The organism is Paenibacillus sp. FSL W7-1287 (genome assembly GCF_038004245.1).
In the GTDB taxonomy this organism is placed as follows: domain Bacteria; phylum Bacillota; class Bacilli; order Paenibacillales; family Paenibacillaceae; genus Pristimantibacillus; species Pristimantibacillus camelliae.
This window is the reverse complement of sequence record NZ_JBBORD010000001.1, coordinates 49,287-75,787: the sequence shown is the minus strand read 5'-3', so window position 1 is coordinate 75,787 and position 26,501 is coordinate 49,287. Positions and strand designations below refer to the sequence as shown.

26 protein-coding genes are annotated in these 26,501 nt (G+C 43.8%); 14 read left to right on the top strand and 12 right to left on the bottom strand.

From position 1 onward, the window contains the following. Window positions 1-117: 117 nt before the first annotated feature. From NSQ99_RS00320 to NSQ99_RS00310, 3 genes are all read left to right on the top strand, one after another. Window positions 118-690, top strand: coding sequence for a hypothetical protein (locus NSQ99_RS00320; RefSeq protein WP_340834210.1), 573 nt, complete (start codon window positions 118-120; stop codon window positions 688-690). A gap of 210 nt (window positions 691-900) precedes the next feature. Then, the gene (locus NSQ99_RS00315; protein WP_340834208.1) at window positions 901-1,548 is read left to right on the top strand and encodes a glycosyltransferase; all 648 of its coding nucleotides are present in this window, start codon (window positions 901-903) and stop codon (window positions 1,546-1,548) included. 174 nt (window positions 1,549-1,722) lie between these two features. Beyond that, a complete protein-coding gene (locus NSQ99_RS00310) occupies window positions 1,723-2,184 on the top strand; it encodes a heme-degrading domain-containing protein (RefSeq protein WP_251669515.1) in 462 nt (153 codons plus the stop codon). 101 nt (window positions 2,185-2,285) lie between these two features. Here NSQ99_RS00310 and NSQ99_RS00305 read toward each other — a convergent pair whose 3' ends face one another. The 5 genes from NSQ99_RS00305 to NSQ99_RS00285 all read right to left on the bottom strand — a co-directional run bounded on the left by NSQ99_RS00305 (window position 2,286) and on the right by NSQ99_RS00285 (window position 7,525). After that, entirely contained in the window at window positions 2,286-3,389 is a 1,104-nt protein-coding gene (locus tag NSQ99_RS00305; RefSeq protein WP_340834203.1) for an ABC transporter permease, read from the bottom strand. Next, window positions 3,390-4,661, bottom strand: coding sequence for an ABC transporter permease (locus NSQ99_RS00300; RefSeq protein WP_340834202.1), 1,272 nt, complete (start codon window positions 4,659-4,661; stop codon window positions 3,390-3,392). It abuts the gene before it with no gap. Between the two features lie 15 nt (window positions 4,662-4,676). After that, window positions 4,677-5,609 (bottom strand): ABC transporter ATP-binding protein, encoded by a 933-nt coding sequence (locus NSQ99_RS00295; RefSeq protein ID WP_340834199.1) that lies wholly within the window; start codon window positions 5,607-5,609, stop codon window positions 4,677-4,679. A gap of 144 nt (window positions 5,610-5,753) precedes the next feature. Beyond that, window positions 5,754-6,386, bottom strand: a complete 633-nt coding sequence (locus NSQ99_RS00290; RefSeq protein ID WP_340834198.1) for a response regulator transcription factor — start codon at window positions 6,384-6,386, stop codon at window positions 5,754-5,756. Next, a complete protein-coding gene (locus tag NSQ99_RS00285; RefSeq protein WP_340834196.1) occupies window positions 6,383-7,525 on the bottom strand; it encodes a sensor histidine kinase in 1,143 nt (380 codons plus the stop codon). Before NSQ99_RS00285 ends, NSQ99_RS00290 begins: the two co-directional genes overlap by 4 nt. A 183-nt stretch (window positions 7,526-7,708) precedes the next feature. On the opposite strand from NSQ99_RS00285, the gene NSQ99_RS00280 reads away from it, so the two are divergent. Further along, window positions 7,709-7,840, top strand: a complete 132-nt coding sequence (locus NSQ99_RS00280) for a hypothetical protein (protein WP_340834194.1) — start codon at window positions 7,709-7,711, stop codon at window positions 7,838-7,840. Window positions 7,841-7,911: 71 nt separating this feature from the next. On the opposite strand, the gene NSQ99_RS00275 is transcribed toward NSQ99_RS00280, so the two are convergent. After that, window positions 7,912-8,472 (bottom strand): TetR/AcrR family transcriptional regulator, encoded by a 561-nt coding sequence (locus tag NSQ99_RS00275; RefSeq protein ID WP_340834192.1) that lies wholly within the window; start codon window positions 8,470-8,472, stop codon window positions 7,912-7,914. Between the two features lie 167 nt (window positions 8,473-8,639). Between NSQ99_RS00275 and NSQ99_RS00270 the strand changes: the two genes are divergently transcribed. Next, window positions 8,640-9,572 (top strand): NADP-dependent oxidoreductase, encoded by a 933-nt coding sequence (locus NSQ99_RS00270; RefSeq protein ID WP_340834191.1) that lies wholly within the window; start codon window positions 8,640-8,642, stop codon window positions 9,570-9,572. A 57-nt stretch (window positions 9,573-9,629) separates the two neighbouring features. Here NSQ99_RS00270 and NSQ99_RS00265 read toward each other — a convergent pair whose 3' ends face one another. Further along, window positions 9,630-10,577: a YheC/YheD family protein gene (locus tag NSQ99_RS00265; RefSeq protein WP_340834190.1), complete on the bottom strand. Its 948-nt coding sequence runs from the start codon at window positions 10,575-10,577 to the stop codon at window positions 9,630-9,632. A 338-nt stretch (window positions 10,578-10,915) separates the two neighbouring features. Here NSQ99_RS00265 and NSQ99_RS00260 point away from each other — a divergent pair, with 338 nt between their 5' ends. The 5 genes from NSQ99_RS00260 to NSQ99_RS00240 all read left to right on the top strand — a co-directional run bounded on the left by NSQ99_RS00260 (window position 10,916) and on the right by NSQ99_RS00240 (window position 13,554). Further along, window positions 10,916-11,113 carry a hypothetical protein gene (locus tag NSQ99_RS00260; RefSeq protein WP_340834189.1) on the top strand — a complete coding sequence of 66 codons (198 nt, stop codon included), beginning with the start codon at window positions 10,916-10,918 and terminating at the stop codon, window positions 11,111-11,113. Further along, window positions 11,110-11,757, top strand: coding sequence for a DsbA family oxidoreductase (locus NSQ99_RS00255; RefSeq protein ID WP_340834187.1), 648 nt, complete (start codon window positions 11,110-11,112; stop codon window positions 11,755-11,757). The genes NSQ99_RS00260 and NSQ99_RS00255 overlap by 4 nt, the downstream gene beginning before the upstream one ends. A gap of 346 nt (window positions 11,758-12,103) precedes the next feature. Next, on the top strand, window positions 12,104-12,388 hold the full coding sequence (locus NSQ99_RS00250) for a DUF4183 domain-containing protein (protein ID WP_340834184.1): 285 nt from the start codon (window positions 12,104-12,106) through the stop codon (window positions 12,386-12,388). A gap of 120 nt (window positions 12,389-12,508) precedes the next feature. Further along, entirely contained in the window at window positions 12,509-12,892 is a 384-nt protein-coding gene (locus NSQ99_RS00245) for a DUF4183 domain-containing protein (RefSeq protein WP_251669491.1), read from the top strand. A 146-nt stretch (window positions 12,893-13,038) separates the two neighbouring features. After that, window positions 13,039-13,554, top strand: a complete 516-nt coding sequence (locus tag NSQ99_RS00240) for a hypothetical protein (RefSeq protein ID WP_340834180.1) — start codon at window positions 13,039-13,041, stop codon at window positions 13,552-13,554. Between the two features lie 143 nt (window positions 13,555-13,697). Here the strand turns inward: NSQ99_RS00240 and NSQ99_RS00235 are convergent, their stop codons facing one another. The 5 genes from NSQ99_RS00235 to NSQ99_RS00215 form a co-directional block, all read right to left on the bottom strand. Beyond that, window positions 13,698-14,294 carry an NADPH-dependent FMN reductase gene (locus NSQ99_RS00235; protein WP_340834179.1) on the bottom strand — a complete coding sequence of 199 codons (597 nt, stop codon included), beginning with the start codon at window positions 14,292-14,294 and terminating at the stop codon, window positions 13,698-13,700. 51 nt (window positions 14,295-14,345) lie between these two features. Further along, window positions 14,346-15,422, bottom strand: coding sequence for an LLM class flavin-dependent oxidoreductase (locus NSQ99_RS00230; RefSeq protein WP_340834176.1), 1,077 nt, complete (start codon window positions 15,420-15,422; stop codon window positions 14,346-14,348). A gap of 50 nt (window positions 15,423-15,472) precedes the next feature. Next, a complete protein-coding gene (locus tag NSQ99_RS00225) occupies window positions 15,473-15,880 on the bottom strand; it encodes a DoxX family protein (RefSeq protein WP_340834174.1) in 408 nt (135 codons plus the stop codon). Between the two features lie 231 nt (window positions 15,881-16,111). Further along, window positions 16,112-16,531, bottom strand: a complete 420-nt coding sequence (locus tag NSQ99_RS00220) for a hypothetical protein (protein WP_340834172.1) — start codon at window positions 16,529-16,531, stop codon at window positions 16,112-16,114. 167 nt (window positions 16,532-16,698) lie between these two features. Further along, window positions 16,699-17,679: an aldo/keto reductase gene (locus NSQ99_RS00215; RefSeq protein ID WP_340834170.1), complete on the bottom strand. Its 981-nt coding sequence runs from the start codon at window positions 17,677-17,679 to the stop codon at window positions 16,699-16,701. Window positions 17,680-18,219: 540 nt separating this feature from the next. Between NSQ99_RS00215 and NSQ99_RS00210 the strand changes: the two genes are divergently transcribed. The 4 genes from NSQ99_RS00210 to NSQ99_RS00195 all read left to right on the top strand — a co-directional run bounded on the left by NSQ99_RS00210 (window position 18,220) and on the right by NSQ99_RS00195 (window position 26,219). Then, on the top strand, window positions 18,220-23,934 hold the full coding sequence (locus tag NSQ99_RS00210) for a bacterial Ig-like domain-containing protein (RefSeq protein WP_340834168.1): 5,715 nt from the start codon (window positions 18,220-18,222) through the stop codon (window positions 23,932-23,934). Between the two features lie 214 nt (window positions 23,935-24,148). Continuing rightward, entirely contained in the window at window positions 24,149-24,961 is an 813-nt protein-coding gene (locus NSQ99_RS00205) for a VOC family protein (RefSeq protein ID WP_340834166.1), read from the top strand. A 21-nt stretch (window positions 24,962-24,982) separates the two neighbouring features. After that, window positions 24,983-25,795 (top strand): helix-turn-helix domain-containing protein, encoded by an 813-nt coding sequence (locus NSQ99_RS00200; RefSeq protein ID WP_340834164.1) that lies wholly within the window; start codon window positions 24,983-24,985, stop codon window positions 25,793-25,795. A gap of 226 nt (window positions 25,796-26,021) precedes the next feature. Continuing rightward, window positions 26,022-26,219 (top strand): hypothetical protein, encoded by a 198-nt coding sequence (locus NSQ99_RS00195; protein ID WP_251669466.1) that lies wholly within the window; start codon window positions 26,022-26,024, stop codon window positions 26,217-26,219. The last annotated feature ends 282 nt before the right edge of the window (window positions 26,220-26,501 follow it).

Here is a 26,501-nt window from a genome sequence, read left to right as displayed (position 1 = left end):
TATGTGTAATAAATATAGTTCGATTCTATCATAAATGGTAATATTATGTTGAAGAATGTAAGTATAAATCGTAATAAAAGCATGGTTGTTGCCTACCGCTAGAATGGAGCTTTACTTATGAATAGACAGCTATTAATTGTTGCAACATTCCTACTCTTCTTCTTATTACTTAGCGGCTGCAGTGCTAACGGATCGTTGATGAAAAAGACAACGTATGCTTCGGAAGGGATAGAATTAAGAGAGTATATAAACTCAGGTGAGTATGTTTATACTCCAGCAAACTATGCACTAACGAATACAGTAGAGATAGAAGAGGATGTCGATGCAACACGTATTAATTATGAGATATACCTATATGACCCGGCCGTTGAGATGAAAGACGTCATTATGTCCTTTCACCTTAACGAGAAAATGATGAACTACTTAGCTGCGAGTCATGTTCATACATCCAACGTGCTAAATGAGCATACCTTTGACATCATACCTAATGGAGAGCCTAAAGGGGCCTATCTTAGCAGATCGTTTGTTCTAGCGGAGGACAGCATTGACCGATATCTACTAAGCGTATATCAAGACATCTATATTAAGATCACATACACGCTGAATGGTAAACGAATGGAGGAGTTTTATCGGATGGAGGCTGCACCAACAAAAGAGACGATGCAATATATTGATAAGTTTATGCAATAAGAGAGAATGTCTTCACCTTCAGGCTGATTACGTCAAAACGCGCCCGGTTCACTACCGAGGCGCGTTTTGACATTCGATCTATGAAAGGCTTGCCAGATGTTCTTAATGCCAATCAACCTAATTGTTCATGATCTATCTGTATAAGTTTGGACAAGATAACCATAATACTACTGTAAATTCAATCCAAACGTACAGAGGAGTAGATACATAATGAAAAAAATGGTTGCGCTGCTGTTAGCCGTAGCGATTGTATTTAGCTTAAATCCTGCACTAGCTACAACAGAAGTGAAGGCAGCTGAGAAGCGGGAGGACATCTGTCTAAGTCCTGCATTCGTAAAGCTGAAAGGTGATATGGAGAAGGCATGGATTGATCATACGATATGGACAAGAAGCTATATTGTCAGTGCGATATCGGATCGACCAGATCAGCAATATGTGCTAGAGCGACTATTACGGAATCAACAGGATATAGGGAATATCATTAAGCCGTTTTACGGAGAAGCTGCTGGTAATAAGCTTGCTGAGCTTTTAACCGAACATATTGAGATTGCAGGCCACATCGTAGCTGCTGCCAAAGCAGGCAATCAGGCAGAGGTTAAGAAGCAACAGACCCAGTGGCATCGTAACGCAGATGATATAGCTAAATTTTTGAGCGATGCTAATCCAAACTGGCCGTTCAAGGAGATGCAGGACATGCTGTATACGCATCTTCAATTAATTACCGAAATCGTTCTTGCCTGTCTGAATGGAGACTGGCAGAGGGACATTGAAGCAACAGATCAAAACGAAATCCATATGCTCCATCTGGCGAATATTTTAGCAGAGGGCATCTACAAACAGTTTCCAGAGAAGTTCTAACGCATACTCACGACAATGTCATCGGCGCACTCTTATTTGTTAGCATCAGCTAGCATTAGGAGCTGCCGGTGACATTTTTTATTTTTTGCTTACTCAATAGGGGATAAAAGAAGGAAATACATGACATTCAAGCGAAAAGTAGAAGGCAGAGATTGAAAAAAATGGGGGAGAAACATGAAGGATCAATTGATTCAGATGGAGAAAGAAGAGCAAGAGCTTAGATTCAGCGCATTCACGAATGAAACGGCACTACAGGTTGGACTTGCAATAATCGACGAAGCAAGAAGTCTAGGTAAAAGCATTACTGTAGAAATTTATCGCCAAGGGCAACGGTTGTTTGCTCATGCGATGGCGGGAACTACAGTAGAAAATGAGGATTGGATTCGTCGTAAAAATAATGTGGTTCGGCATTATGGACAGAGCTCGTGGCGTGTTGCTTTACAAGCTCGTCAGGAAGGAACAACAATAGAGGAACGTGATGGATTGCCCCTTTCTGACTATGTCGGAGCGGGTGGCGGATTTCCGCTTCATGTGGAAGGTGAAGGAATGATCGGTACGATTACTGTATCTGGACTGCCTGATCAGGAGGACCATGATCTATTGATTTCCGCTTTAAGACGATATCTGAAGCTGTAATGTAACGAGCAGAATAATAAATTAAGCTGTAACAAGCCAACAAGCCGATGAATTATTCAAGTTTAACCTTGATCATTCATCGGCTTGTTTTATTCGTTGCGCTATAAGCGACGGCGCTCAACGAGGTTAATCCCTACTCCGAAGAAAATAACAGTCATCAACAGCAGCTTGGCAAGCGGCAAGTAGATGTCCGTCCAGCCCTGCTCATATATCGAGACGCCGATTAGAGCATCTAGCGCATGCTGAAGTGGCAAGAACTGGCCAATGAACAGCAGCACGTCGTTCGTAATCGTACCTGGCGGCATATAGGCACCGCTAATGAGCGGCATAATCGGTACGATAGAGGTGAATATTGCACCGAATTGCTCCGGTGTCCTTAATATTCCTGTAAATAGCATGCTCATAGCAACGATGGTCATCGTGTAAAGCACAACGATCATGGCTAGCATCCCGAAGCTATGCCCAAGACTAAAACCAAATAAGTACTTAGCGAGTAAGAAAACCATTGTGATTTGAACGATACCAATCAGCGTACTGTAGGTTAGATGGCCCAGATACATCTCTGTCTTCGTCAATGGAGACAGGATGACACGGTTCCAGATGCCGGATATTTTCTCGGCAGTCATAGCGTTAACTCTGAACCCCACAGTAAGCATAGCAAGGAACAGAGAAAAGCCAAATAGCAGCTGTAATCTCATATCGTAGCTTCGCAGCTCACTGCCTGAAGAGGTGGAAGACTGAAGCTTCAGAGGTGGTTGTTCCATATACGTTTTCATCGCTTCACGGAATTCCAGTTCATCTTCGGCGTGTGATGCTGCGGCCATGATTCGAAATTCCTCATGATAAACGGCTTGCATATGCTGCTGGACGAGCTCGACATTCGTGCTCTCCATTACAGCGATAATACGATAGTCGTCCTTCAATAATCTAACCGCCATATCCGAGCGCCCTTGGCGCACATCAGCCAAAGATTCTTCTTCGGCTCGCAAGCTAAAGATGAAGGCCCCGCTTTCATTAAGGCGATCAATCCAGCGCTCAGCCTCTTCTACAGTCACACCTTCTCCTCGAAAGGTATCAATTTTTAATTTGATATCCATATTGGATCCGAAGAGTAGAGCTGCGGCAATGCTGATGCTAATAAAGATGAGAACCATATAAGGGGAACGTTTCTCCTTCATCCATTGTGCTAGAAAAACTGGAACCATTTAGATTCGCCCCCTTTTTGGAAATGTCCATACGCTCAGTGCGATAATCGCTATAATGAACGCGGACAGACCTAGCATGCCATTGATCGCGGCCTCCCATGATTCCTGCTGAATCCATTGAATCATGGTCGATAACCAAAGGCCGTTTGGTGTCCATTCCCATAGCTGTTGAACCGCGTCGGGTAAAATATAGATAGGGGCAAAGTTCCCGCCGATAACGCCGATAATCAATAATAATGCTTGAATGATTGCATTGGCCGTATTCGCATTCATCCGGAACATCGCGGCAGTGAACAATCCCCCCAGCGCTGCGACAATCAGACACATCATCATCATTAATAGGGAAAAGCCAAGCCAGAACTCAAGTGAATATCCAGGAAACAAGTCGAGCACGAAATGACAGATGAGGATCACCAGTGTCAGCTGCAGCAAGGACATCATCAAGGTTGCAACAATTTTTCCTGCTAGATACGTTAGTGGGTGGCTGCCCGACAGTAATATACGCTGGAACACATGCTCTCTCTTCTCTGTAATCGCTTTGTTTGCTGAGTTAGCAGCTACATACATGGCAAACATAGCGCCAACCGCGAGCGTGAAATATTGGAATGAGGTTAGCACACGTACACCTTCAATCGTCTCCACGCCGCCTATAGAAGGTAGAACGGCCTCCTGATTTAACGTAACTGCAGAATGAGTGCCAGCATGTGCAATGGCCGAACTTGCATTGAATTGCTGCGTGAAGCCTTCAATGATGCCTTGAAGAACACCAACCTCGATGGAAGGATCGTCAGACGTCAGGCTTATTGCCGCACCGTTCCCCTCGTCAAGCAGTGTCTTATTCAAGATGTGCAGCGTGAAGTCTTCAGGTAAGGTTACGATGGCTTGAATCTCTCCGGATTGCAAACGGCGGAGCGCTGCTTCCTCATCCAGCTCAACCCACTCGACCATGCTGATAATCTGGTCACTTTTCAGCATATCGTTCAGCAAGCTGACAGGCGGTGAATGTGCTGCAAGCTCAAATAATACAGCGGCCTCTTCATCTGGTAGACCTCTGCTCTTAAGAGAGCTTTGGAATTGCTCAAGGCCTGCAGCTTCGTTGTCATGAACGACCATGGCCGCTTTTAATTGGAGTGTGCTTGTAGGATTCTCAATCCAGTTCGGTAATAAAAGCCCCAGCACGACAATTAGAATGAGGGGGATGACTAGTGAGAATATATTTTGCTTTCGATCACGCCAGTAAACGAGCACATCCTTTTTCAGAAAAGCTCTCATCGATATCCCACTCCTTTAATCGCGTAAGGTCCGACCGGTAAGATGGAGAAATACATCTTCAAGACTCGGTGTATGCACATGCATGTTGATCAATTGTACACTGTGACGTTCCGCGCTCTGAACGATAGAGCTGAGCACTCGACTCTGCTTAGCTATAATGAGCTTCAGTCCCTGATCCGTCCGCTCAACCTGTCTGACCGGATCTAATGAGCGTATCTCTTCAATAAAGGCATCATCATAAGCATCGAGCTGCAGCAGGATCGTATCTTCACTGGACAAGATGCGTCCGAGTTCTTCTTTCGTGCCGGAGGCAATGACCTTACCATGGTCCATGATATACATGCGCTTGCATAGCTGCTCAACCTCCTCCATGTAGTGGCTCGTGTACAAGACTGTCGTGCCCTTCTCAAGATTTAGATATCTAACTGTATCCAAAATATGATTCCGTGATTGAGGATCAATCCCAACGGTTGGTTCATCCATAATAACGATTTGCGGATTGTGTAGCAGAGCGGCAGCGATATTGATGCGGCGTTTCATGCCACCAGAGAAGGTTTTGATGAGCTCCTTCTGTCGTTCACGTAGGCCGACAATCTCCAGCACCTCCTGAATTTTGCTCTCTAGTGCTGTTTTTTTTAGCTTATAAATTCGTCCGAAAAATTGTAAATTTTCATATGCGCTAAGCTCCTCGTAAAGAGCGATTTCTTGCGGCACGACGCCTAGCACCCTACGTATATGCTGCGGATGCTTAATAACGCTCTTTCCACGCAGCAATACATCTCCATGCGTTGGGGCGAGCAAGGACGAAATCATAGAGATCGTCGTTGATTTACCTGCTCCGTTAGGTCCAAGCAAGCCAACCGATTCGCCTTGATCAAGATACAAGCTTACACCGTCTACCACCGTCTTACCCTTGAAGCTTTTACTCAGCTCGACCGTTTCCAGCATGCTTAATGCCTCCTTGTTGTTGGCGTTCTTCTTATTTCAAATCCTGTTCGATGTTTATGAGTTAAGTGTACAGACAAAAAGACAGTGCTCCCACTGTCCTCCGTCATTACTTTTATGTAGAACCATGACTCTGGTCACGGTCGATCAAACTAGATTGTGCCGGATAGCGTAGATCGCTAGCTGCGTTCGATCTCTGAGCTCCAGCTTTTCCATGACCTGGCTAACGTTATTCTTCACTGTTCCGATCGATAGCCCAAGCTGATCGGCAATTTCCCGGTTACTGCGTCCCTCTCCAATTAGACGAAGGATCGAAAGCTCACGCGGGGTGATGGACTTGTCGACCTCGTGCTCCTGCTCATCCTTGAGCAGCCGTGGAATAATTTTCGCAGCAACATCGTCCTGCAGCGCCATCCCGACCGATAAGCAGCTATGGATAGCGCGAATTAGTGCTGACGGCTCCGCGTCCTTAAGCATGTAGCCGCTCGCTCCGCTCTTGAGTGCCTCAAGCGCATATTCATCATCGTTGAAGGTGGTAAGAATGAGCACTTTGCTGCTCGGCCAGCGGGAGCGAATAATGCGTGTTGCCTCCAGTCCGTCCATCTCAGGCATACGAATATCCATCACGATAATATCGAAGGAATGGGATTCACACAGTGCTACCGCCTCTTTCCCATTGGAGGCTTCACCGGTTACACGCAGACCTTCATCTGTTTCAATCATCATTTTCAAGCCTTGCCTCACCATAGCTTGGTCTTCAACGAGCAATATTTTAATCATAACGTTTCACCACCTTCCTTCAGGATTGGCATAACGCCGCGTATTACGAAGGAATCTGGGTAAGCGACTACTTCTAGTGTTCCTCCGGCTTCCTCGATCCGCTCCCGCATGGAACGCAGACCGAAGCCTTCGCGCACAACCACTTTATTCTTTAGGCGATTCACGACCTCGAATCGAAAGATCCCGCCCCCAGGTGCTTCGAACGTAATAAAAGCTTCCTTTGACTCACTGTGCTTCATCAGATTAGTAAGCGCTTCTTGTACCGCTCGGTAGACAGCGAACGATTGCGAGGCCCTCAGCGGAGCGGAAAGGGCTCCGTGCTGAACAGTAAAGTGAACCCGCATGAACTGTTCGGCTTCCAGCTTGCGAATCATGTTAAGAATAGCGGTAAGACCGCCTGTTTCTGGCTGCTTTAAGGACTTCACGGCGCTCCTTGTTTCCTCAAGACTTTCTCTAGCCAGCTCTTTAAGTTCGGTGACTCGAGGGGCAAGCTGTTCATCCGCTTGCATACGCAGCACCTCAAGCTGCATCAGCAGCGCCGTCAGCTTATGCCCGACCGAATCATGTATATCTCTAGCAATCTGTGTCCGTTCTTCCTGACGTGCCGCTTTTTCATTGGTAACGATACGCCGTTTCATCGCGCGATATTCACTGAGCAGCACATCATTGCGTAGATCGGTCGCTTCCATATTAGTCTTAGCGTGGCTGTATACAGCCAGACCGGTGGCATGTATGGCCGCAAGCAGAATAGCAAACATAGGAGGAAAGGAAGGGTAACCGAACCAGCTAGGAGCAAGAAGATTACTAAGTAATGCAATTCCCACGATGACTGCGTGAATAGGGGGAAGGCGATAGATGGCCTTTCCCGCAAGCAAGGAATAGATTAGTAGTACATATAAAGAATGCTCACCCGTATACTCTAGCTGTAATGCGACCGTAGCCAGGATGGAAGCGCCGATTAATGTGGAGGTCAGCCATACTGGACGATTGCGCAGCAGCGGGGCGATGAAATATAGCATAAAAAATAGTGCGGCAACAACAAGTCGCCAAGGCTTCAACGCTTCCTCGACAGGCAAGCTTAGCCAGGCACATAGCCAGGCTGCTACCATGAACAAGAGCCAAATCCAGTATGAGCGCATGAGCCCGCCTCCTTCCGTACCGTACTTGCTTTAACTAGGTAAATTATAGTGTAACTTCCATTAGTGTGGCAATGCATGGCATTTACCTCAAATGAAAACATAGCAAACGATATCAAAAATCCAAACTACTCCTTTGTTAATGTAATAGTAAGAACACGTATTAAAGGAGTGTATATAGTAACTATGTCAAAATCCAAAAAAGAAGCCTATGGAATCATCGTAGGCGTAATCGTCGTAATCTCGGTCATGGCACTTAAGTTTTTGGCAGGCAACACCATCGTTGGCTTTGTTAAGGGTTTGTTCAACCTAGGATAATGGTTGGATGTTAGATAGATGCTTGGCTTCGATATAAGCCTTAAATAAGACTATGAAGTCATTACGATCGGCTACTGATTAATCTGATTTCTTTCCAGCAGCGTCCATAGCTCTTTAGCCAATTGCTGTGCGGGGACCGGCATGTGGTTAACAATCCACCATTCGATGATGCCTACAATGGCTGATGCCATGAATTGGACGAGAATATCCTTGTTCATCCCTGTATTGATATCACTCATATTGATCTGCTCATGTATGCCCTTCACCATGAGATCAAGCATTCGATCGCGAAAGGAAGGCATGCCTTTGTTGTTCAACATGCAAGAATAGAACATGAAATGCTCCTCAAAATATTGCGTAGTCGTTAGTATGGAATCGAATGTAGGGTAATGTGTCTGATCATGCTCCTTCGCAGCACAAACTCGCATTAACTCGGCGAATTGCTCCTCAACACACTTGTCTAACAGGTCAAACTTATCTAAGTAATGTAGATAGAATGTACCCCGATTGAGGTTAGCCCTTTCCGATATGAGATGAACGGTAATATCCTTGAAGTCTTTTTCAGCCATGAGCTCGAAGAAGGCTTTTTTTATCGCTTCCTGTGACTTTAATACTCGACGATCCACTGTCATCGTTACGGCCTCCCTATTAGATGAACATTTATATAGAATGTGTTGATTAATGAACATTTCGAGCAGTATTAACGATTGCTCTCTTCCAAATTAAGCCATACAATTTCATTGTAATAGACAGTTGTTGATTATTCAACAAATGATCATAAATTAAGGAGGCTATCCAAATGAGAGCGATAACGATACAAGAATACGGAAATCCAGATGTGCTGAGAGGTGAGCAAGTGGCTGTGCCAAGCTATAACGACAATCAGGTGCTTGTTGAACTGTATGCTACGTCCGTCAATCCGGTTGATTGCAATATTCGGGCAGGTGTTGTGCAGGAGGTATTTCCAGTGCATAGCTTTCCTCATATTCTAGGACTAGATCTTGCAGGCGTTGTGAAGGAGGTCGGTACTGCGGTAACGCAATTTAAGCAAGGAGATCGAGTATTCGGCTTAGGGAGTACGGGTACTTATGCGGAATATGCAGTTGCTGAGGAGGATCAATTAGCCAAGCTTTCCTCTACAATAACGTTTCAGGAAGCGGGGGCATTACCCGCTGTCGCGCTGACTGCCTGGCATTCATTATTCCATTATGGTGAGCTAAAGGAAGGTCAGCGTGTGCTGATCCATGGCGGAGCAGGTGGGGTAGGCCATGTTGCAATTCAAATGGCCAAGCGCGCAGGAGCCTATGTGATGACAACAGCAAGGGCAAGTAATCATAAATTTGTTCGCAGCTTAGGTGCGGATGAGGTTATTGATTACACGTCTGTTGATTTTTCAGAAGCAGCTCGTGACGTGGATATCGTTTTTGATTTTATTATGGGAATAGATCAACAGAAAAACAGCAACGTGCTGAAGCAAGGCGGCAGAATCGTATCGATTGTAACGCCATCTATTGAAGATATAGTCAAAGCCTATGGAGTAGAAGGTAAATTTGTCGTTGTGAATCCGAAGCGAGAAGAGCTGGAGCAGATCGAAGGGTGGCTGCAAGAGCAAAGCCTAAAAGCCTATATTAATGAAGCATATCCACTAGCTGAAGAAGCTCTGCGAATGGCTCATACGCGAATTGAAACAAAGCATACGAGAGGGAAGCTAGTGATACAAATTCGAGAATAAAATGGGTAGTAAGTAAGATGCAGAATAGAGGAAGAGACTAAAAAAGAAGAAGACACGTCATGTCTTCTTCTTCTTGGCTGCAAGATAAAGCGCATATTCAATAGGATATATGAAAGCTGCATAATTATAAGAGGGGTATGGATTTGGGAGGGTATTGACTTCAAATACCCAAGGATGACCGTGCTCATCGACACCGATGTCGATGCCCAAATCTCCCATATGATACCCTGCATGATCGAATGCACGGCAAATCATTAGCCCAACCTTTATAATGGATTCTTTCATATATGACTCATCTGCTTCACCTTGATGCTGCGGAAACCTATTATCCAGATAATCAATTTCAAGAGTCATATTAAGCTGATGACTAAGATGACTTTCATTCGTGGCGACGCGTAGCAGAATATCAGACACTACCCATTGTCCAGAACCGTCTCTATTCATATGCAACCGGATATCGGTTGCGTTATCTTCAACTTTCATCGTGGGAATAAACTGTTGAACGATATAGTCATCATCAGATCGTTTATCCAATAAAAACTTCCACAAGCTGTTATAAGAAGTGAAAATTTTCTTGTTCATTCCTTTAGAACTCCAATAATAGGCCTCGATCTGATTATCCTCCTCCAGCCGTACACGAATAATCCCTTTGCCACCGTAGGCGTACACTGCATTAATAGGTTTTAGAATAACATCTCGATAGCGATCTAGTGCTTTTTGCACGCTGGTTAAATCCTTCAATTTTCGTGTGTATGGAAGATAAGCTTGTAGCTCTGTATCGGCGAAGAGAAGCTTCGAGCATTGCCATTTGTCACATATGAAGTTGTTGAAGACCTTTCGGCCTATGGCCTTCTCCAGTTTTTTTAGCATACGTGGATGGACATATGTTTGTACATAAATAGCAGCAGGGAGTGGATAGACTCCCTTCACACGATGAATTTTTTTACCTTTCTTCTTCAAGTATTCTCCTTTTACTCTCTTACGCTTCAAGTCTAGGTCCTTCATTCGAAATGCAATCAGCTCAGCATTCCCCGAATATAATTTGAGCCGTTCTTTGACATAGGCTCTGAACTTTCGTTTCTCATTAGAAACACATACTCCGATTAACAAGGTGTGATCACCTCCAATACAATCACCTCACGTTTATTCTTGATGCTATTAATATATTCATCGTTTGTGAATCGGACAGGTACATATGGTAGTTAGTGGATCATTTTATTGGGAGTTTAATAGAATGGATTGGATTTGACAGGGGTTTTAATTGTAACTATAATTGTTACACATTATAAAAAAAGGTTAGTAACTTGATCAAAGCAGTTTATGTATATAGGGGAGGTATAACGATGGCGGATGAAAAGCAAAATGATGTCATAAAACCATCTAAAGATACTGTTTCTAAAGACAACGGTTCTACTATAAAAGCTAAAGATCTAAACCGTATTCAAGTATTAAAAAATATAGATGGAGCTGCAGGCTTCCTCTGTGATATTAATACTGGAATATGTGGCCCAATCACTCAAGGGAAAGAGGAAAAAGAATGAAAATTACGATATGGTCTGATTTTGTATGTCCATTCTGTTACATTGGAGAAGCACATTTAGCAAAGGCTTTAGAGAGCTTTGAACATGCCGAAAACGTTGAAATCGAATATAGAAGCTTTTTGCTATCACCAGATGCCGAGTACGTTCCAGGTGAGGCGTATTACGAATCATTTTCTAACCTTAAAGGCATTCCTGTTGAACAAACGAAGGCGATGCTACAGCAGGTTACGGATATGGCCAAAGCATCAGGCGTTGACATTAATTACGATATCGCAAAGTTTGCTAGCACGGCTGACGCACATCACGTATTCCAATATGCAAAAGAGCAGGGAAAAGGCAATGAGTTTTTTGATCGTTTATACGCTGCTCATTTTGCAGAGGGTGAGGTTTTAAGTGATCCAGAAGCCATTGTCCGCTTGGCTGAAGAGGTAGGACTTGCTGGAGAGAAAGTTCGCGGCATCATCGCAGGGAAAGAGTATGCTGAGAAGGTGAGTAAGGATATCGCCGAATCACGACAGATTGGTGTGCAAGGTGTGCCTTTCTTTGTGTTTAACGACAAGTATGCTGTTTCTGGCGCACAGCCGGTTCCATATTTTAGCCAGGTTTTGGATACGGTGTGGGAAGAAGAAAAGGCCGAGCAATAAGGCTGGAAACAACCGTAGACTGAAGCAATAAATAAAGTATATACGTATTATAGCCTCAGCGCTGCAGATTTTGAAACCTGCTTGCTGGGGCTTTTTCATATGCACAGCAGCCATGAAAAAGCACTTGGCATGATGACACAATAGGCCGTTGCTTCAACCCCGGTTCTTCATTCAGGCATATAAATACTATAGTCTGAGGCTGGGGGTGATGAAGATGCAAAGAAAAAAATGTAAGAAAAAATACTGCTTTAAATTAACAGGCTTTGTAGACAAAAAATCCCCTCCTCGTTGCAAAAGGAGACATAGACGAAGCAAGAGGAAATCCTCAAAAATTCGGTTTCGTCCCATGATCCAACGATACTTCTTTATTCCTTCCATAGATGTTACGTTATCCGAAGAATGGAGGTTATCTGCAGGCCAATTTACAGACGACAGTGGTAAGACGATTGAACGTTTTCAGAGCGTTGGGAAAAAAGGATATTATAATTTGTTTATTAATGGAGTTATTCAGGCTGGAGGCCTTTTCGACGTAAGTAAGGATGCGCTTTACATCAAACGAACTGGAACAACGATATTGGCAGGAACACCTATCATTATAGAATCGATCAAAATTAAAGCCTATATTGTATAACTTGATAGAATTTGAGGTTAAATCTACCCAAACAACGTAGCTTGTTTTGAATATGATGTAATTAACCTTTCTCAAACTCTATGAAGTGAAGGGAAATCGATAAGGAAGGAGGGCTTAATTATGGCATTACAAATAATGAAGCTACAGGTAGTTGTAAACACCACAACAACGGTAGGGCCTGATTCCGCTAAGTTTTTTTACGTCACCACCGTTGATACTGCGGCAGGCGCAACATTAACGATTAACACAGATGATTTTTTCGATGATACAGGTGCAGTCGCTACAGCACTGCCGGAGCTTGCGGTAGATAACAGTTACACTCAGGTTTTTATAAATGGAGTTCCACAAATGGACGGAATCAGCGTTTATACAGCTGGGGCGGCTGGCACTGGATCGCTGGCGATTACAGTTCCTGTAGATGGTGAAGCGATTCTAGCAGATTCGCCGATTGTCCTTAAAGTCGTTAACTACGTTCCGGTCTCTGAATCTACGGTTGAGACATAAATAGTAGAGTTATTGATCTTATGCCCAATTTTACTGTAAAGAAGTTACAGTTTTTGGGCTTTTTCTACTTAACCTCTTTGGTAAGCTGGTCCATGAAACCGAACAGGTCATACATGCGTACTCCTTTAATGAGGAGAGTGTAACCGATGAGCATAATCGTTACTTTACTGGTCATATATATCATCTCAATACTACTTATTTTTACGTTTATATATAGTAAGAATACACTAGAAGCTGAAGGAGAAAAAATAAGTAATAGGAAGGTTGTTTTTCTTTCGGCAGCATTTTCTCTTATTATCACTGCATTTATCGGACTCGTTGTCTTTGCTATTGTTGGTTCAACGAGTATTGTTAATATCATTTTTTCCTTAGAGATCAGCATGAATCAGCTAGTGATATTAGCCATCTCGTATTTGATTTATATAGTTACCCTTGATCATCTTGTTGAATTTACTTTGAAATATATCGTAGGTAGACAGCTGTATTATGAGATCGTGCTGTGTCTCATGCGAATAATGATTTACTATATCATTGGCTATATAGTTGGCCTCAATGAAACGGAAAGCATCATCATTGCAGTAGGTGTTTCGCTCATTGCAATCATAGTAAAAGTGTTATTCCATATGAGATCGAAAGCTAAACATGAAAAAATTATGGACTAGCAATGCTTCTTCCGCTGACAGACTTTCATCGAAGGAGTTTGAGGCAGTAGAATATAGCATAATAAAAACGCCCTTTTCAATACATGAAAAGAGCGTTTTTTACGACTATTTTATTCTGAATCGATAAGCTTTAATGTTATGCTTTATCGAATAGTTTTGAGTGCAGTTGACCATTTAACAAGCTGGTCAATCATTTCGTTTACCGTATTGGCATGCATGTCAGCAGGCTTGAAGTTTGAACCGTTCTCGAAGTCTGTGAACAAGGACAAAGCAGGATGTGTACGAACATCCGCCACAGCAAGCTCTCCCAAAATGCCACGTAGATGCTCAGCGGCACGAGCTCCACCTACAGAACCGTAGCTTACGATTCCCGCAGCTTTGTTGTTCCAAGCTTCACGAGCAAAGTCTAGTGCATTTTTTAGTGCACCTGTAATGCTGTGATTGTATTCCTGAACGATGAAGATAAAACCATCTAGGCTAGCAAGCTTTTGATTCCATGCTGCAATGCCAGGCTCAGTGCCATCTGTTGTTCCTAGAAACGGAAGGTTGAAATCAGCGATGTCAACAATTTCATAGTTAGCATCCCCGCGTTTGTTAGCAATTTCTTTTACCCAGTTACCTACCTGCGGACTTACACGTCCTTCACGTGTACTTCCCAAAATGATACCGATGTTTAATTTTTCTGCCATAACTTTTTCCTCCTTCGTTGTTCTACCAAATAGTTTATCTAAAAAACCCATCGTTTACACCTCCAGCTGTCATTCTTAAGTTGTTATGAGTGATGGATGAACTCACTTACTTGTTTGTTTCCTAACGATTGGTGCTACTTTTGTAGCTAGCAGCTCGATACCTTCCGCTACTTTATTAAACGGCAATCCACCGATATCGATTTGCGCCATGAAACGCTGATGTCCAAAAAGCTCGTGCTGCTGAACAATCTTCTCAGCAATTTGCTGCGGACTGCCAACGAATAAGGCAGTTTCAGGACGGGTCATCTGCTCAAACTCTGCTTCAGACATCCTGAACGTTAAGCCTCCACGCTGCTTGTTTACATGGTACCAATAGTTAGAATAGTAAGGATAAAACTGCTGCTTAGCCTCCTGAGTGGTGGCTGCTAGGAATCCATGTCCCGTTACGCCAACCTTTAGCTTCTCCTCACTATGGCCAGCCTCGATTCCAGCCTTGCGGTATAGATCGACGAGTGGCTTAAATCGTATAGGATCTCCGCCAAGTATAGCCAAAGCTATACCGGTTCCTAGTTTCCCTGCTCGAATAGCACTCTCTGGTGTTCCACCAACCCCAGTCCATATAGGAATCTCTTGTTGCAAGGGACGGGGAGCAATCTCTGCATCACGTAAGGATGGTCGGAATTGACCCTCCCAGGAAACCGTTGCATTCTTATTAAGCTTGAGCAATAAATCCATATGCTCTGAGAATAAAGCATCGTAGTTGTTAGTATTATAACCAAATAAAGGAAAAGATTCTATAAAAGCTCCTCGACCGGCAATGATTTCTGCACGACCATCAGAAAGCAAGTCTAATGTAGCAAAGTCCTCAAAAAGACGTACGGGGTCTACTGTGCTTAACACAGTAGTAGCACTTGTCAGTTTGATGCGTTTGGTGACCTGAGCGATGCTGGCTAAAACAACGGCAGGAGAAGATACGGCGTAATCTAGCCTGTGATGCTCACCAACTCCAAACACATCTAGTCCCGCCTCATCAGCAAGTTTAGCAGCTTCAACGATTTCCTTCATACGCTGACTTGCGCTGACCGCATTACCTGTATGCGGATCAGGACATATATCAGCGAGCGTGTATAGGCCAATCTCAATTCCTGTATCCTTCATATCTCCACCGCCTAACAACATCGTTTATTTATTCGATAGAAGGACTAGCAATGCGCTAATCCTTCAGCATATTAGTTATTTTCTTGTTTTTTGAACATTAGTGAGTCTAGAGAGAGGTAAATTTTTCTGGCCAAGATCAGATAGATAGACATCGCAAGCAGCGCTAGATCTATCTCATAGCCAGCCATACCATCTACTCCAAGCAGACCTAATGAAAGCTTTGCGGTAAAGATAGCTCCCACCATAATTAGAGCAGTTAGTATCGCAACGATTCTTGTACCAATGCCGAGGATTAATGCAATACCGCCAACTAATTCGATGATAGCGACAACATAAGCCATAAAACCTGGAATACCTAAGCTTTCAAAGTATTCAACAATGTAGTTGATTCCGCCTCTAAATTTGTCTACACCATGTATGAAAAAAATAAAACCAAGCATAACACGTAAGATCGCTTGACCTATTTCATTTTTTTTCATTCGTATGTCCCTCCTGTTGTGTTTTGTTAGTTACTTTCTGAAAGTAAGTATATTTAGTTAATGTAATTTTGTCAAGTAATTAAACATAAAAAAGTTGTTTAATATACTTTTGTAAGTAAAATACAGCAGATTAAACAGCAAAAAAGCCGAGATTCACATTGTTGTGAATTTCGGCTTTTTTGTTAGGCCACGATAAGGATATGGAATGAATCCGTTGAATCGATTTTGAACCTATGTACTTTCGGAAGGTGCTTTTTCGTTTATTTCTTGAGTCTCTGTATGCTGATTGTGTTGCTGCAATCGCTTGTTTTCATTAGCTTGACGCAGCAAGTCCTTTATTTCATTCAGCTGCTTCTCCGTCAGCTGTTGCGTGTGATGAATGGCATTTAGCTGCTCCTCAACCCTTTCAAGACGAAGCTGATTCTCTTTTTGCAAGTCTTCCGACTTTTTTTGCGTTTTCGTGTTGTCCAAAACAACTAAGATCGTAAGACCTGCACTAAAGATCGTGAGTCCTCTAGCGAGCTGATTCAAGTCCATCTGATTTAATGAAAATAAGCAGTCAGCAATTCCAGCTCCCATCAATGTACCGCCAAGCGTTAAAACGACATTCCATTTCCATTTATCTTGGATCAAGCTATATGGTTGTTTCATTCATCGAGCTCCTTCAGTAGTTGTTACAGTTGTTACTTCTATGGTAACACGAAGATACCCCTAACGTTAGTAGTTAGGGGTGTTGTATTTATTCGATCTTGAATCATTAAGCTAAATTTAATTATTGAGATTATGCCTTAGCATGCTCAGTCGAAAGTTAGAGTTAGTTACCAAGCGTAAGCTTTTGGCGCAGCTCCACCTGGACCAGGGAAGATTTCATCTAGCTGCTTAAGTACAGATTCCTCTAATACAATATCGACGACACGCAGCGCACCTTGCAGCTGCTCGAGTGTACGCGGACCGATAATTGGTGCCGTTAAGGCAGGGTGGGTCAACGTCCATGCCAATGCAACATTCGCTTCGCTTTCACCAATTTCCTTGCATAGACGCTCGAATGCTTCAAGCTGCTGGCGATGCTTTTCTACACGATCAGGATTGTTGGCACGCGTCGATCCTTCAATCGGTTTAAGAGCATGTCCACTTAGCAGACCGCCATCTAATGGACTCCAAGCAATAACGCCAATACCTTGCTCCTGTGCAGCTGGTAGCAGCTCTAATTCAGGAAGTCGGCACAATAAGCTGTATTTATGCTGCTCACTGACTAAGCCTAGCATATTGTGAGATTTTGCTTCATATTGCGCTTTCACAAGGTCGAAGCCCGCTAAATTACTCGAGCCAACGTATCCGATTTTCCCTTGATTGATCGCTACGCGGAACCCTTCCCACAGCTCATCCCAAGAGACGTTGCGATCCACGTGGTGCATCTGATATAGCTCGATATGATCGGTCTGCAGACGCTTTAATGAGCCTTCCAAATGACGACGAAGCTTATACGCTGAAAGTCCGCCATCATCATTCGGACCATCATGCTCATCATGCATTTTACCGAAGAATTTCGTAGCCAATACAACCTTTTCACGACGTCCACCGCCCTGTGCGAACCATCGACCTATAATCTCCTCGGTTCTGCCTGCATTCTCACCCCAGCCGTAAACGTTGGCTGTATCGAAGAAATTAATGCCAGCGTCAACCGCAGCATCCATAATGCGAAAAGCTTCCTTTTCGTCTGTGCTTACTCCAAAATTCATCGTGCCTAGGCAAAGCTTGCTCACCTTTAATCCAGAACGACCTAGATATGTATATTGCATGCGTCACACCCCTTATGAATTTGTACCTCTCTATTATACGGGATAAATGGTATTTTTTTCACCTTTCTTCTTATATGCGTTCATAGATGTCCTAATCATCTAGAATAATCATTTTTGGAGGCAATAAGCATTATGTTGTTAATTCATAAAAATAACGTATCATTCGTCCGTCTTATCCGTAAGAGCAAAAGCCTGTTTACATGATTATTGAGGTACTGCAATCCTTCGCTATAGTATAGTCTGGACAGCAGGTTTAGGCTGAAAAGATGATAATCTCATTGCGATACACTCAATGTGTGTTTAGAGAAAGTGAGGTGAAAGACGACAAGGAGGGAAAGGTGCACGAGGAGGCTGTGTAGATTAAGGTCTAGGTTCTTAGGATTGGACTAAAGAGGATTAAAGTGCATGTACAAGGATGAAAGAGAGTTAAAGAGGATGCAAAGGAACTAAATAGGGTTAGTGTAATTTAAGAAATAACGATTTGCAAGCGGTTTCAATAATCAGGCAAGGAAATTCAAGCAAGGAGATGAAAACTATCGGATGAAAAGTAAATGGATAGGTAAAACATTGACTTCATTACTTGCAATGATGCTGTTATTGCCCGCCAATATTGGCGTATTAGCAGAAGAGAGTGCGAGCGAGCCGCCTCAAGAGCCGGCCATCGCGCAGCTTCAGCCTAATTCCAGCTGGCAAGCCTCCGTATTCGGTGATGTCGGGGGACAAGATAAAATTACTGCTGCTAATTTTAGTATGGTCGAGGATGAGCAGGGAAGCGTTCATATGAAAAGCATGAACGATCGCGGCAAGATATCCTCTACGACAGATGGGATTGCTTATGTCTATCAGTCCGTGCCGCAGGATCAAGATTTTGAATTTTCAGCTACTGCTACCATTCATAGTATTGCAGACAATAATCAAGCTTCCTTTGGTGTGATGCTAAGAAATACAGTGTACAACAATGTTCACGGGAGCGATTATGCGAAGGATGATTATTTGGCAGTAGGAGCCTTAGATAAAAAGCTGAAGCTGTTTAGCAGAGTAAATACCGAACAGGCAAAACGTGACTTGGATGAGCAATTGTCAGCGCCAGCAGCGAATAACAGCTATCAGCTTAACGTTAAAAAGACCTCGGGTCTTATCGTTGTAACGGTAAATGGTTATAGCTATGTCGTTGATAATTACGTATCAGACATTAGCTATGTTGGGCTATTCACTGCTCGCAATGCAGATATAACCTATGACAATATCGAGCTTACCGTTGCATCTGACGAGCCGACAGTGCCAGAGCTTGGCGAGCTGAAATTTTATGCCTTCGGCAGCAATACTTCAGAGGAAAAAAATCCAGAGCCCATGCTGCAAGATCCTGGTGCATACACGTTAGAGGCTTCGGGTGGAAAGATAGCTTCTGGCGATGAGGGCTTATCGCTATTAGCCTACGAGGTTCCCGCTCAAGCAAGCTTTACACTGCAGGCAACTGCTAAGGTTGAAGCGTTCAACAGGAATACATCGATCTCCACGCCTAACCAAAAATCATTCGGATTGATGCTGCGCGATACGGTCGGTGAAGGCTCTGCAACGATTACCTCTAACTACGTTGCTGTTGGTGCACTCGATACGGTGATGAAGGGCTATTACAAATTTGGAGTCGAAGGTGGCAGTGGAGGAACACAAACGAAGCTTGACGCTTTTTCATTAGCCAATCCTCCAGCAGCTGATGAGCAATATGAGCTCAAAATAGAAAAAAATCAAGATAGCTATACATTATCCGTCAATGGTGAAAGTCAGGTTATAAGCGCAGAACAGTTATTTTCAGAGCAGTTGTATGCCGGTGTATATGTTGCGCGTGATGCACAGGTGACGTTTTCTAATATCCAGCTGTCCATTGATACAGCAGCAGTACATGCGATTGAGCTGAACACAACAGCGATGAAAACAACATATCGCCTTCATGAGGAGCTGGATCTGACGGGGCTCACGGTGACAGCAGTGATGAGTGACGGAAGTCGGAGCGTGCTTTCAGAGGATGAGTACCTGGTAACAGGCTTTGACAGCTCTGAGCTTGGCAATAAGCACTTAACGGTTCATTATAAAGGGCAGACTGCACTGCTAGCCTATGAGGTGGTGGCTTTACAGGTGACCTCGCTTGAGATCGTATACGAACCAGCTGTTACAAGCTACTATGTTGGGGAGGAGCTTCAGCTTCACGGCTTAACGGTTGAAGCTAATTATGAAGATGGCTATATGTATCGTGAGCTTACACCCGATCTGTATTCCATCATAATAGAGGGTCAACGCTATGATGGCTTTGGCAATAATGATAAAGGAGACAAGCATCGCTTTACGACCGCAGGCAGCTATACCGTCAGTGTTGTAGCAACGGAAGGTACTGATGTAGCTACTGAATTTACCGTTAATGTTGTAGATGCTAGCTTAACGAGTCTGGAGATTACACAGCAGCCAATAAAGACAACATATTTTATTGGCGAAGAGCTAGAGCTCGATGGATTGATGGTGTACGGACAATATAGTGACGGCACAAGAAAACGAATCGAGAAAGAGGCTTTGACGATTTCCGGATTCAGTACTGCTAGTGCTGGTGAGAAGCAACTGGTCATTACCTATCGCGAACAGTCGGTCACGCTGCCGTTAACCGTGAAGGAGAAGGAAGCTGTAGCTTTAGTTATTACTAAGTATCCTAAAACAACCTATAAGCTCGGGGAAAGCTTGGATGTAGCTCAGCTAGAGCTGGCAATTGCTTATGATAACGGTGAATTGGAAGCGATTACAGATAATGACTACAGCTTGGATTCCTCTAGCTTTAACGCGGAGGCAGCGGGCGAATACAAGCTAATGATTACATCCAACAATGAGCAGCTGCCAGCATTAGAGCTGATCGTACATGTCCGCGACGATGCACCAGTGGAGTGGAAGAGCATTCGGTTTGGCCAGTCTACCTCGGCAAGCAATAACACGATTGAGGTCGATGAGCAGGGAGTGGTTACGCTAAAAGCAATCGGTGGCTCTGCGGGAAAAGTGACAGGTGATCATGACGGAATTAGCTTCTATTATGTCGAGCTGGATGCGTTAGAGGATAACTTCGAGCTATCTGCAGACATTAAAGTTATCGAATATGCTAAGTCACCTGATCATGATGGTCAGGAGTCCTTCGGCATTATGGCCAGGGATGCAATAGGTGCGGCTAATGATTCGTCAGTATTCGCCTCGAATATTGCTGCAGTTGGAGGTTATAGCGGTGGAACACGTAATCCCAATGGAACTCAGCTATTTGTTCGGACTGGCATTGAGTCGCCGGATGGCAGCGGAAGTCAAGGCATCCAATCCGTTATGCTTCAAGCGGATCGACCAGCGCCAAGCAATACTTATCCTGCACAGTCCTATCGATTGACATTAGCTAAAACAAACAGCGGATTTACAGCTCAGCTGAATGACAGCGAGCCTGTCATCCTCTATACGCCACATATTTTAAGTGTGCAGGACAATAAGATGTATGTAGGGTTTTATGTAGCGCGATTAGCAACGATTGAGGTTCATAATATTGAGCTTAACGTGACTGCTGTTGCATCCGATCCGCCTCGAGTCGAGCCACCTGCTGCTCCGCTTGAACCTGCGATCGCATGGATATCTCCATTAAACACTTCAACGACGGAGCAATATGAGATCAAGCTGAAGTCGAATACGTCGGGTCTAGTAACGATTAAGCAGGGTAATACAATCATTGCTAGTGATGTGTCGATAGAAGCGAATCAAGTCCTCACTCAAGCAACGAATATCGAGCGTGGACATAATCGATTTACAATTAGCTTTAATCCTAGTGACAGTGAGCTTCTAACAAGCCATGAGACGATTATTCTTAACCGGACTGTAACCGCAAAGCAGTATGAAGGTGATATTTATGTCGCTCCTGATGGAAGCGCTGAGGCAGCTGGTACATTAGAGGACCCGCTTGATCTTGATACAGCTATCCAGTATGTGGCGCCAGGGCAAACAATTATAGTCCAAGATGGTCACTATGTGCGAGATCACAGGCTGAATATTCAAAAGTATAATGATGGAACGGATGCTGCGATGAAGACATTAAAGGCAGCGGATGGCGCAAGACCCGTCATCGACTTTAATAAGAAATCAGAGGGCGTCGTGTTAAGCGGGAACTACTGGCATATCATCGGAATAGATTTTGCTCGTTCAGCAGGCAATACGAAAGGCTTTACGATTGGCGGAAGCCACAACATTGTTGAGCTTAGCCGTTTCTATGAGCACGGGGATACCGGCCTGCAAATTAGCAGGACGGATGATTCGACAAATATCGAAGATTGGCCGTCGTATAACTTGATTCTAAACAGTGACTCATTTGCCAATCGAGATCCTTCCGACAACAATGCAGACGGTTTTGCAGCGAAGCTAACCTCTGGTGTAGGCAATGTGTTCCGCGGTGCGATTGCCTACAATAACGTAGATGATGGCTGGGATTTGTATACGAAGGCTGGCTCGGGCGCAATTGGAGCAGTAACGATTGAAAACAGCATTGCGTATAACAACGGCTATCCGATAGGGAGCTCGGAGCTAAAGGGTGACGGCAACGGCTTCAAGCTAGGTGGTGAAGGCATCCATGTGCAACATGTTATTCGCAACAGTATTGCTTTTAACAATGGAACAGTGGGCTTTACAAGCAATAGTAATCCTGGGGTAATCGCACGCAATAATATAGGCTTCAACAATGCGAAGGGGAATATTGTTTTTACGACCTATCCGCATATTACCCCTGACTTTACAGTTGACAGCTTCGTTTCCTTTGCAACAGAAAGCATCGCTAAAGACCAGGTGCCTGATGCTGTTCGATCGTTAACCAACTATCTCTATGATGGAGCGCGGTTTGCCAATCGCGCTGGAACCGAGATTACAGAAAGCAATTTCAAAAGTCTAGAGTTACCAGAACATATTGCGCGTGACGAAGCGGGTAATATTGTGCTTGGAGATTTCTTAAGCTTTATTGCTCCGATAACGAATAACAATCCACACACACCAAGCCAACCTATTATCGAGCCTAGTCCTGCTCCTACAACGTCAATTGTGATGCAGGGCTCAGTCGCTAATGGCGTCGTAGCTGGAGAGCTAACAGCTGCTCAAGCGAAGGCGGCATTGGATGGTTTAGATCAGCTATCCAAGCGCAGCATTACCATTACTCTAGCTGATCAAAGTGCTCAGGTGCAGAAAAACTATCGGTTAAAGCTGCCTGCTCATTTGTTTGACGCAAGTATTGAAGCGTATAACATCGAGCTTGTAACCGATGCTGGCAGCATCGTCATCCCTAGTCAAGCATTTAGTGGCCGAACGATGGGTGAGCAAGATACGCTGCTAGTGAGCATTCGAGATATAGAGGAAGCGTCCAATGCTTCGCCATCGGCTAATGATGAGCGCGTAAACTCAGCCATTGCATTTGAGCTGTATTGGAATGATCAGCCGCTGGACGGTCTAGATCTAGACTCCGCATTGCAGCTATTCGTACCGTATGAACCAGCTGTTGAAAACAACAACGAGCTCTCGATGCTCACAATATGGCATATGGCTAAGGGCGGTACGAGTACGCCGATTCCCAATGCGTACTATGATGCTAAGGCGAAGGGTATGAGATGGAAGGCCAATCATCTCGGTGAGTTTGCTGTAGGCATAGGCAGTAAATCATTCGTTGATGTGCCAAGTACGCATTGGGCATATAATGCTATTCGTACGCTGGCAGCTAAAGGAGTCATTAATGGGGTTAATGAATCTAGCTTCGCCCCGAATGAAACCATAACGCGAGCTGATTTCATAGTTATGCTTATGCGTGCTTTGGGCTTAACTGCTAGGACAGATCAAGCAGCAGCATTTACCGATGTTGATCGTGATGCTTATTACTATGATGCCATCGTTAAGGCACAGCAGCTTGGCATTGTTAACGGCTACCCTACTGGTGAGTTTAAGCCGAATCAACAGATCGAGCGTCAAGAAATGTTTGTGATGGCATATAAAGCGATCCAGAGGGTGGAGGAGCTGCGGCTCAGCCTGGCTCACGATGATGCAGCTTTAGCACGATTTACAGATGCATCAACCGTAGCTGGCTATGCTAAAGAGATTATCGGTGCGCTAGTTGAACATGGCATCATTGAAGGCTATAGCGATAAGATTGCAGCCCAAGGCATAACGACAAGAGCCGAGGCAGCGGTGTTTATCGAGCGGTTAGTATTTCTGCGCTATTAGCTCCCGTTAGATTACAAAGTTGTCAATGTTATCAATGTTATTTAATTAATATGGTTAATAGACAGTTATGCTTTAAGCCCCAGTGGTTAGAATCCTTTCTAAACATTGGGGCTTTATTTAATTAATAATGCTGAAAAAACGTTGTTGACATTAAAGTTACTTTAAGGTGTATAGTGAAAATATATTAAATATTGTAAACAAATGGAGGTTTTATATGAAAACGGCAACGAAAGTAGAGTTCGATGGCGGATTTATTATGGTGCCTGCTGAAAGCTTTGATGAAGGTGTGGATTGGTATCGAAAGCATATGGATTGGGAGTTGATCGATTCTGTGCTTAGCCCCGTAGGCAGAAAAGCATTCTTTCGACTGCCAGGAGGTGGACAAGTTAACTTAAAATCATTCGAGCTGGAGCATGAGCACTTTACTCCGAATGGTTATGAGGAAGGTCATATGCGCTTTTGCTTTGTTACGGCTAACCTAGAAAATGCGATGGCTTATTATAGTGAGCAAGGGATAACGTTCTCAGAGTCATTTGTTATGCCTGATGGTACGCGTGGAATGGATATCAATGCCTTTGGTAATGTAAGACTTACGTTGTGCGAAGATAAGCGACTGCAGGATGAGTTTCCTAACGCGAAATTTATTCGTTATGCTGACAAGCCACTATGGCTAGGTGTGCGTAGCTTGAAGTCCGCCGTTACTTGGTATGAATCGGTTTTAGGACTTAAGGTTTTTGCGACAGATTATAGTGATCAAGGCTTCGCTCTACTAGGAGAGGAAGTAGAAGGAGAGGGCAAGTGGGAGTATATATGGCTGGAGGAGCTGCCAGATTCAACTCCTTATACAAAGGCCAATCCAGGGGCAAGAATGTACTTTGTTGTGTGGGAGAGAGAACAATTTCTTGAGCTGGAGCAGCGTTTAAGAGAACAAGGGATAGAGACATCGACACCTGTCGGCGAGCGTTGGATGGGATTTCATTTCTACGATCCTGACGGCAATCGCATCAATGTTTGGAACTATTACTAATATACAGGGTGAGGTGCATGCATGGTGACGGATGCGGCGATGACGATACAGATGTTTTCAACACGAACGGGTCTGCCTGCAAGCACGCTGCGTTATTACGAGAAGGAACGTTTAATTGTTCCGAAATATCGTGGGGACAATGGCTACCGGATGTATGGTGAGGAACAAATTCCAGATGCGATTAAAATTCATTCCCTGCGGTTAGCCGATATTAACCTAAGTGATATACGTGCCTATCTTCGTGCTTCGAAGGATGAGAAGGTTGAATGGATTATGAAGTGGCGCGGTGAAATAGACGGTAAGCTATCAGCCTTGCAGGTGGCAAGACAATATTTACAGGGAATTGAATCTAACGATCAGCATTTACAATTAACTAAATGGGATGTTAGCGTACCTATATTATGGTTTCCACTTCGGGTAAAGAAGCAGTTAAATCCTTATGCAGCGGCAATCGAAGAGAAGGTTGGCCATCTTCTGAAGAAATACCATTTGCGCTGTGATGAAGCATTCATTCAGCCAGATACGGTAGACGGTGAATGGTTAATCGGTCGAATAGGCTTTCGATTGTCTGTTGCAATTACGGAGATGCTAGAAGGGCAGCAATGGCTGGAGTTGGAGCAGGCTAACTTGGAATGGCATAATCCCGCACTGTTCGTAACGTTGGAATGCGGAGCAGGGGATGCATTTGCGTGCTTTAATCTAATGCTCCTGCTGCAATCGTTTGGCTTTGAGCCTGTAGGCAGAAAGCTGGAACGTTATAGCTTGCGTGATCTATCCACCTATCAATGGATGATTCCAGTCCACCATGCACAAAAGGGAGATAGAATGCGGTAAATTCATCTGAGTGATCGTAATGGATGTGCGCCTATTATACTTACATATTTTTGTTATAATGGTAAGTGTATACAAAAACTTTCCGTGACAGTTGGAGGTATAAGACGAAGTTTTCCCTGATCGAGATGCTTTAATTGAGTTTTATGATGAGAGCACTAAAACTGAGAAGTAAATATAGTTAAAGAAGAACTAAACGTTTCCTTCTAACCTGAAAAGGGGTGAAAAATTGAAAAAGATGAAAGTAGTTGTAATTGCTGCTGTAATGACTACGTTAATAGTGGTTGTAGGAATTACACTATCGGCAAGAGACTTAGGAAACCACTCTGACTTTAAACCGATGAGCCCGACTGAGATTCAGGAATCCAAGAATGCTAAAAAAATAGGGAATGCTGTACCAACTCAACAACCTGTTGTTGTGCCTTAAAAAAAGAATTCCAACCCCGACTGTTTCTAATATCTTAAATGACTTTGATCAATAGAATTGTTTCACATATGCCTTGACGTTCTAATTCAACACCCTCAGATAACTTTATATTCCTTTGACAATTTTGTTTAATGTAATGAGAAAGCCCCGTGCATGTGAACTGTACCTCCAATGGTTAAGTGTTAACCTTAAGGGGGGCATCAATGGAACGGGGCTTTTTAGCTATAAGGTTATTTGCACATTAGGTGTGGAGGTAATACTAATGCTCCGCCGGATAATATG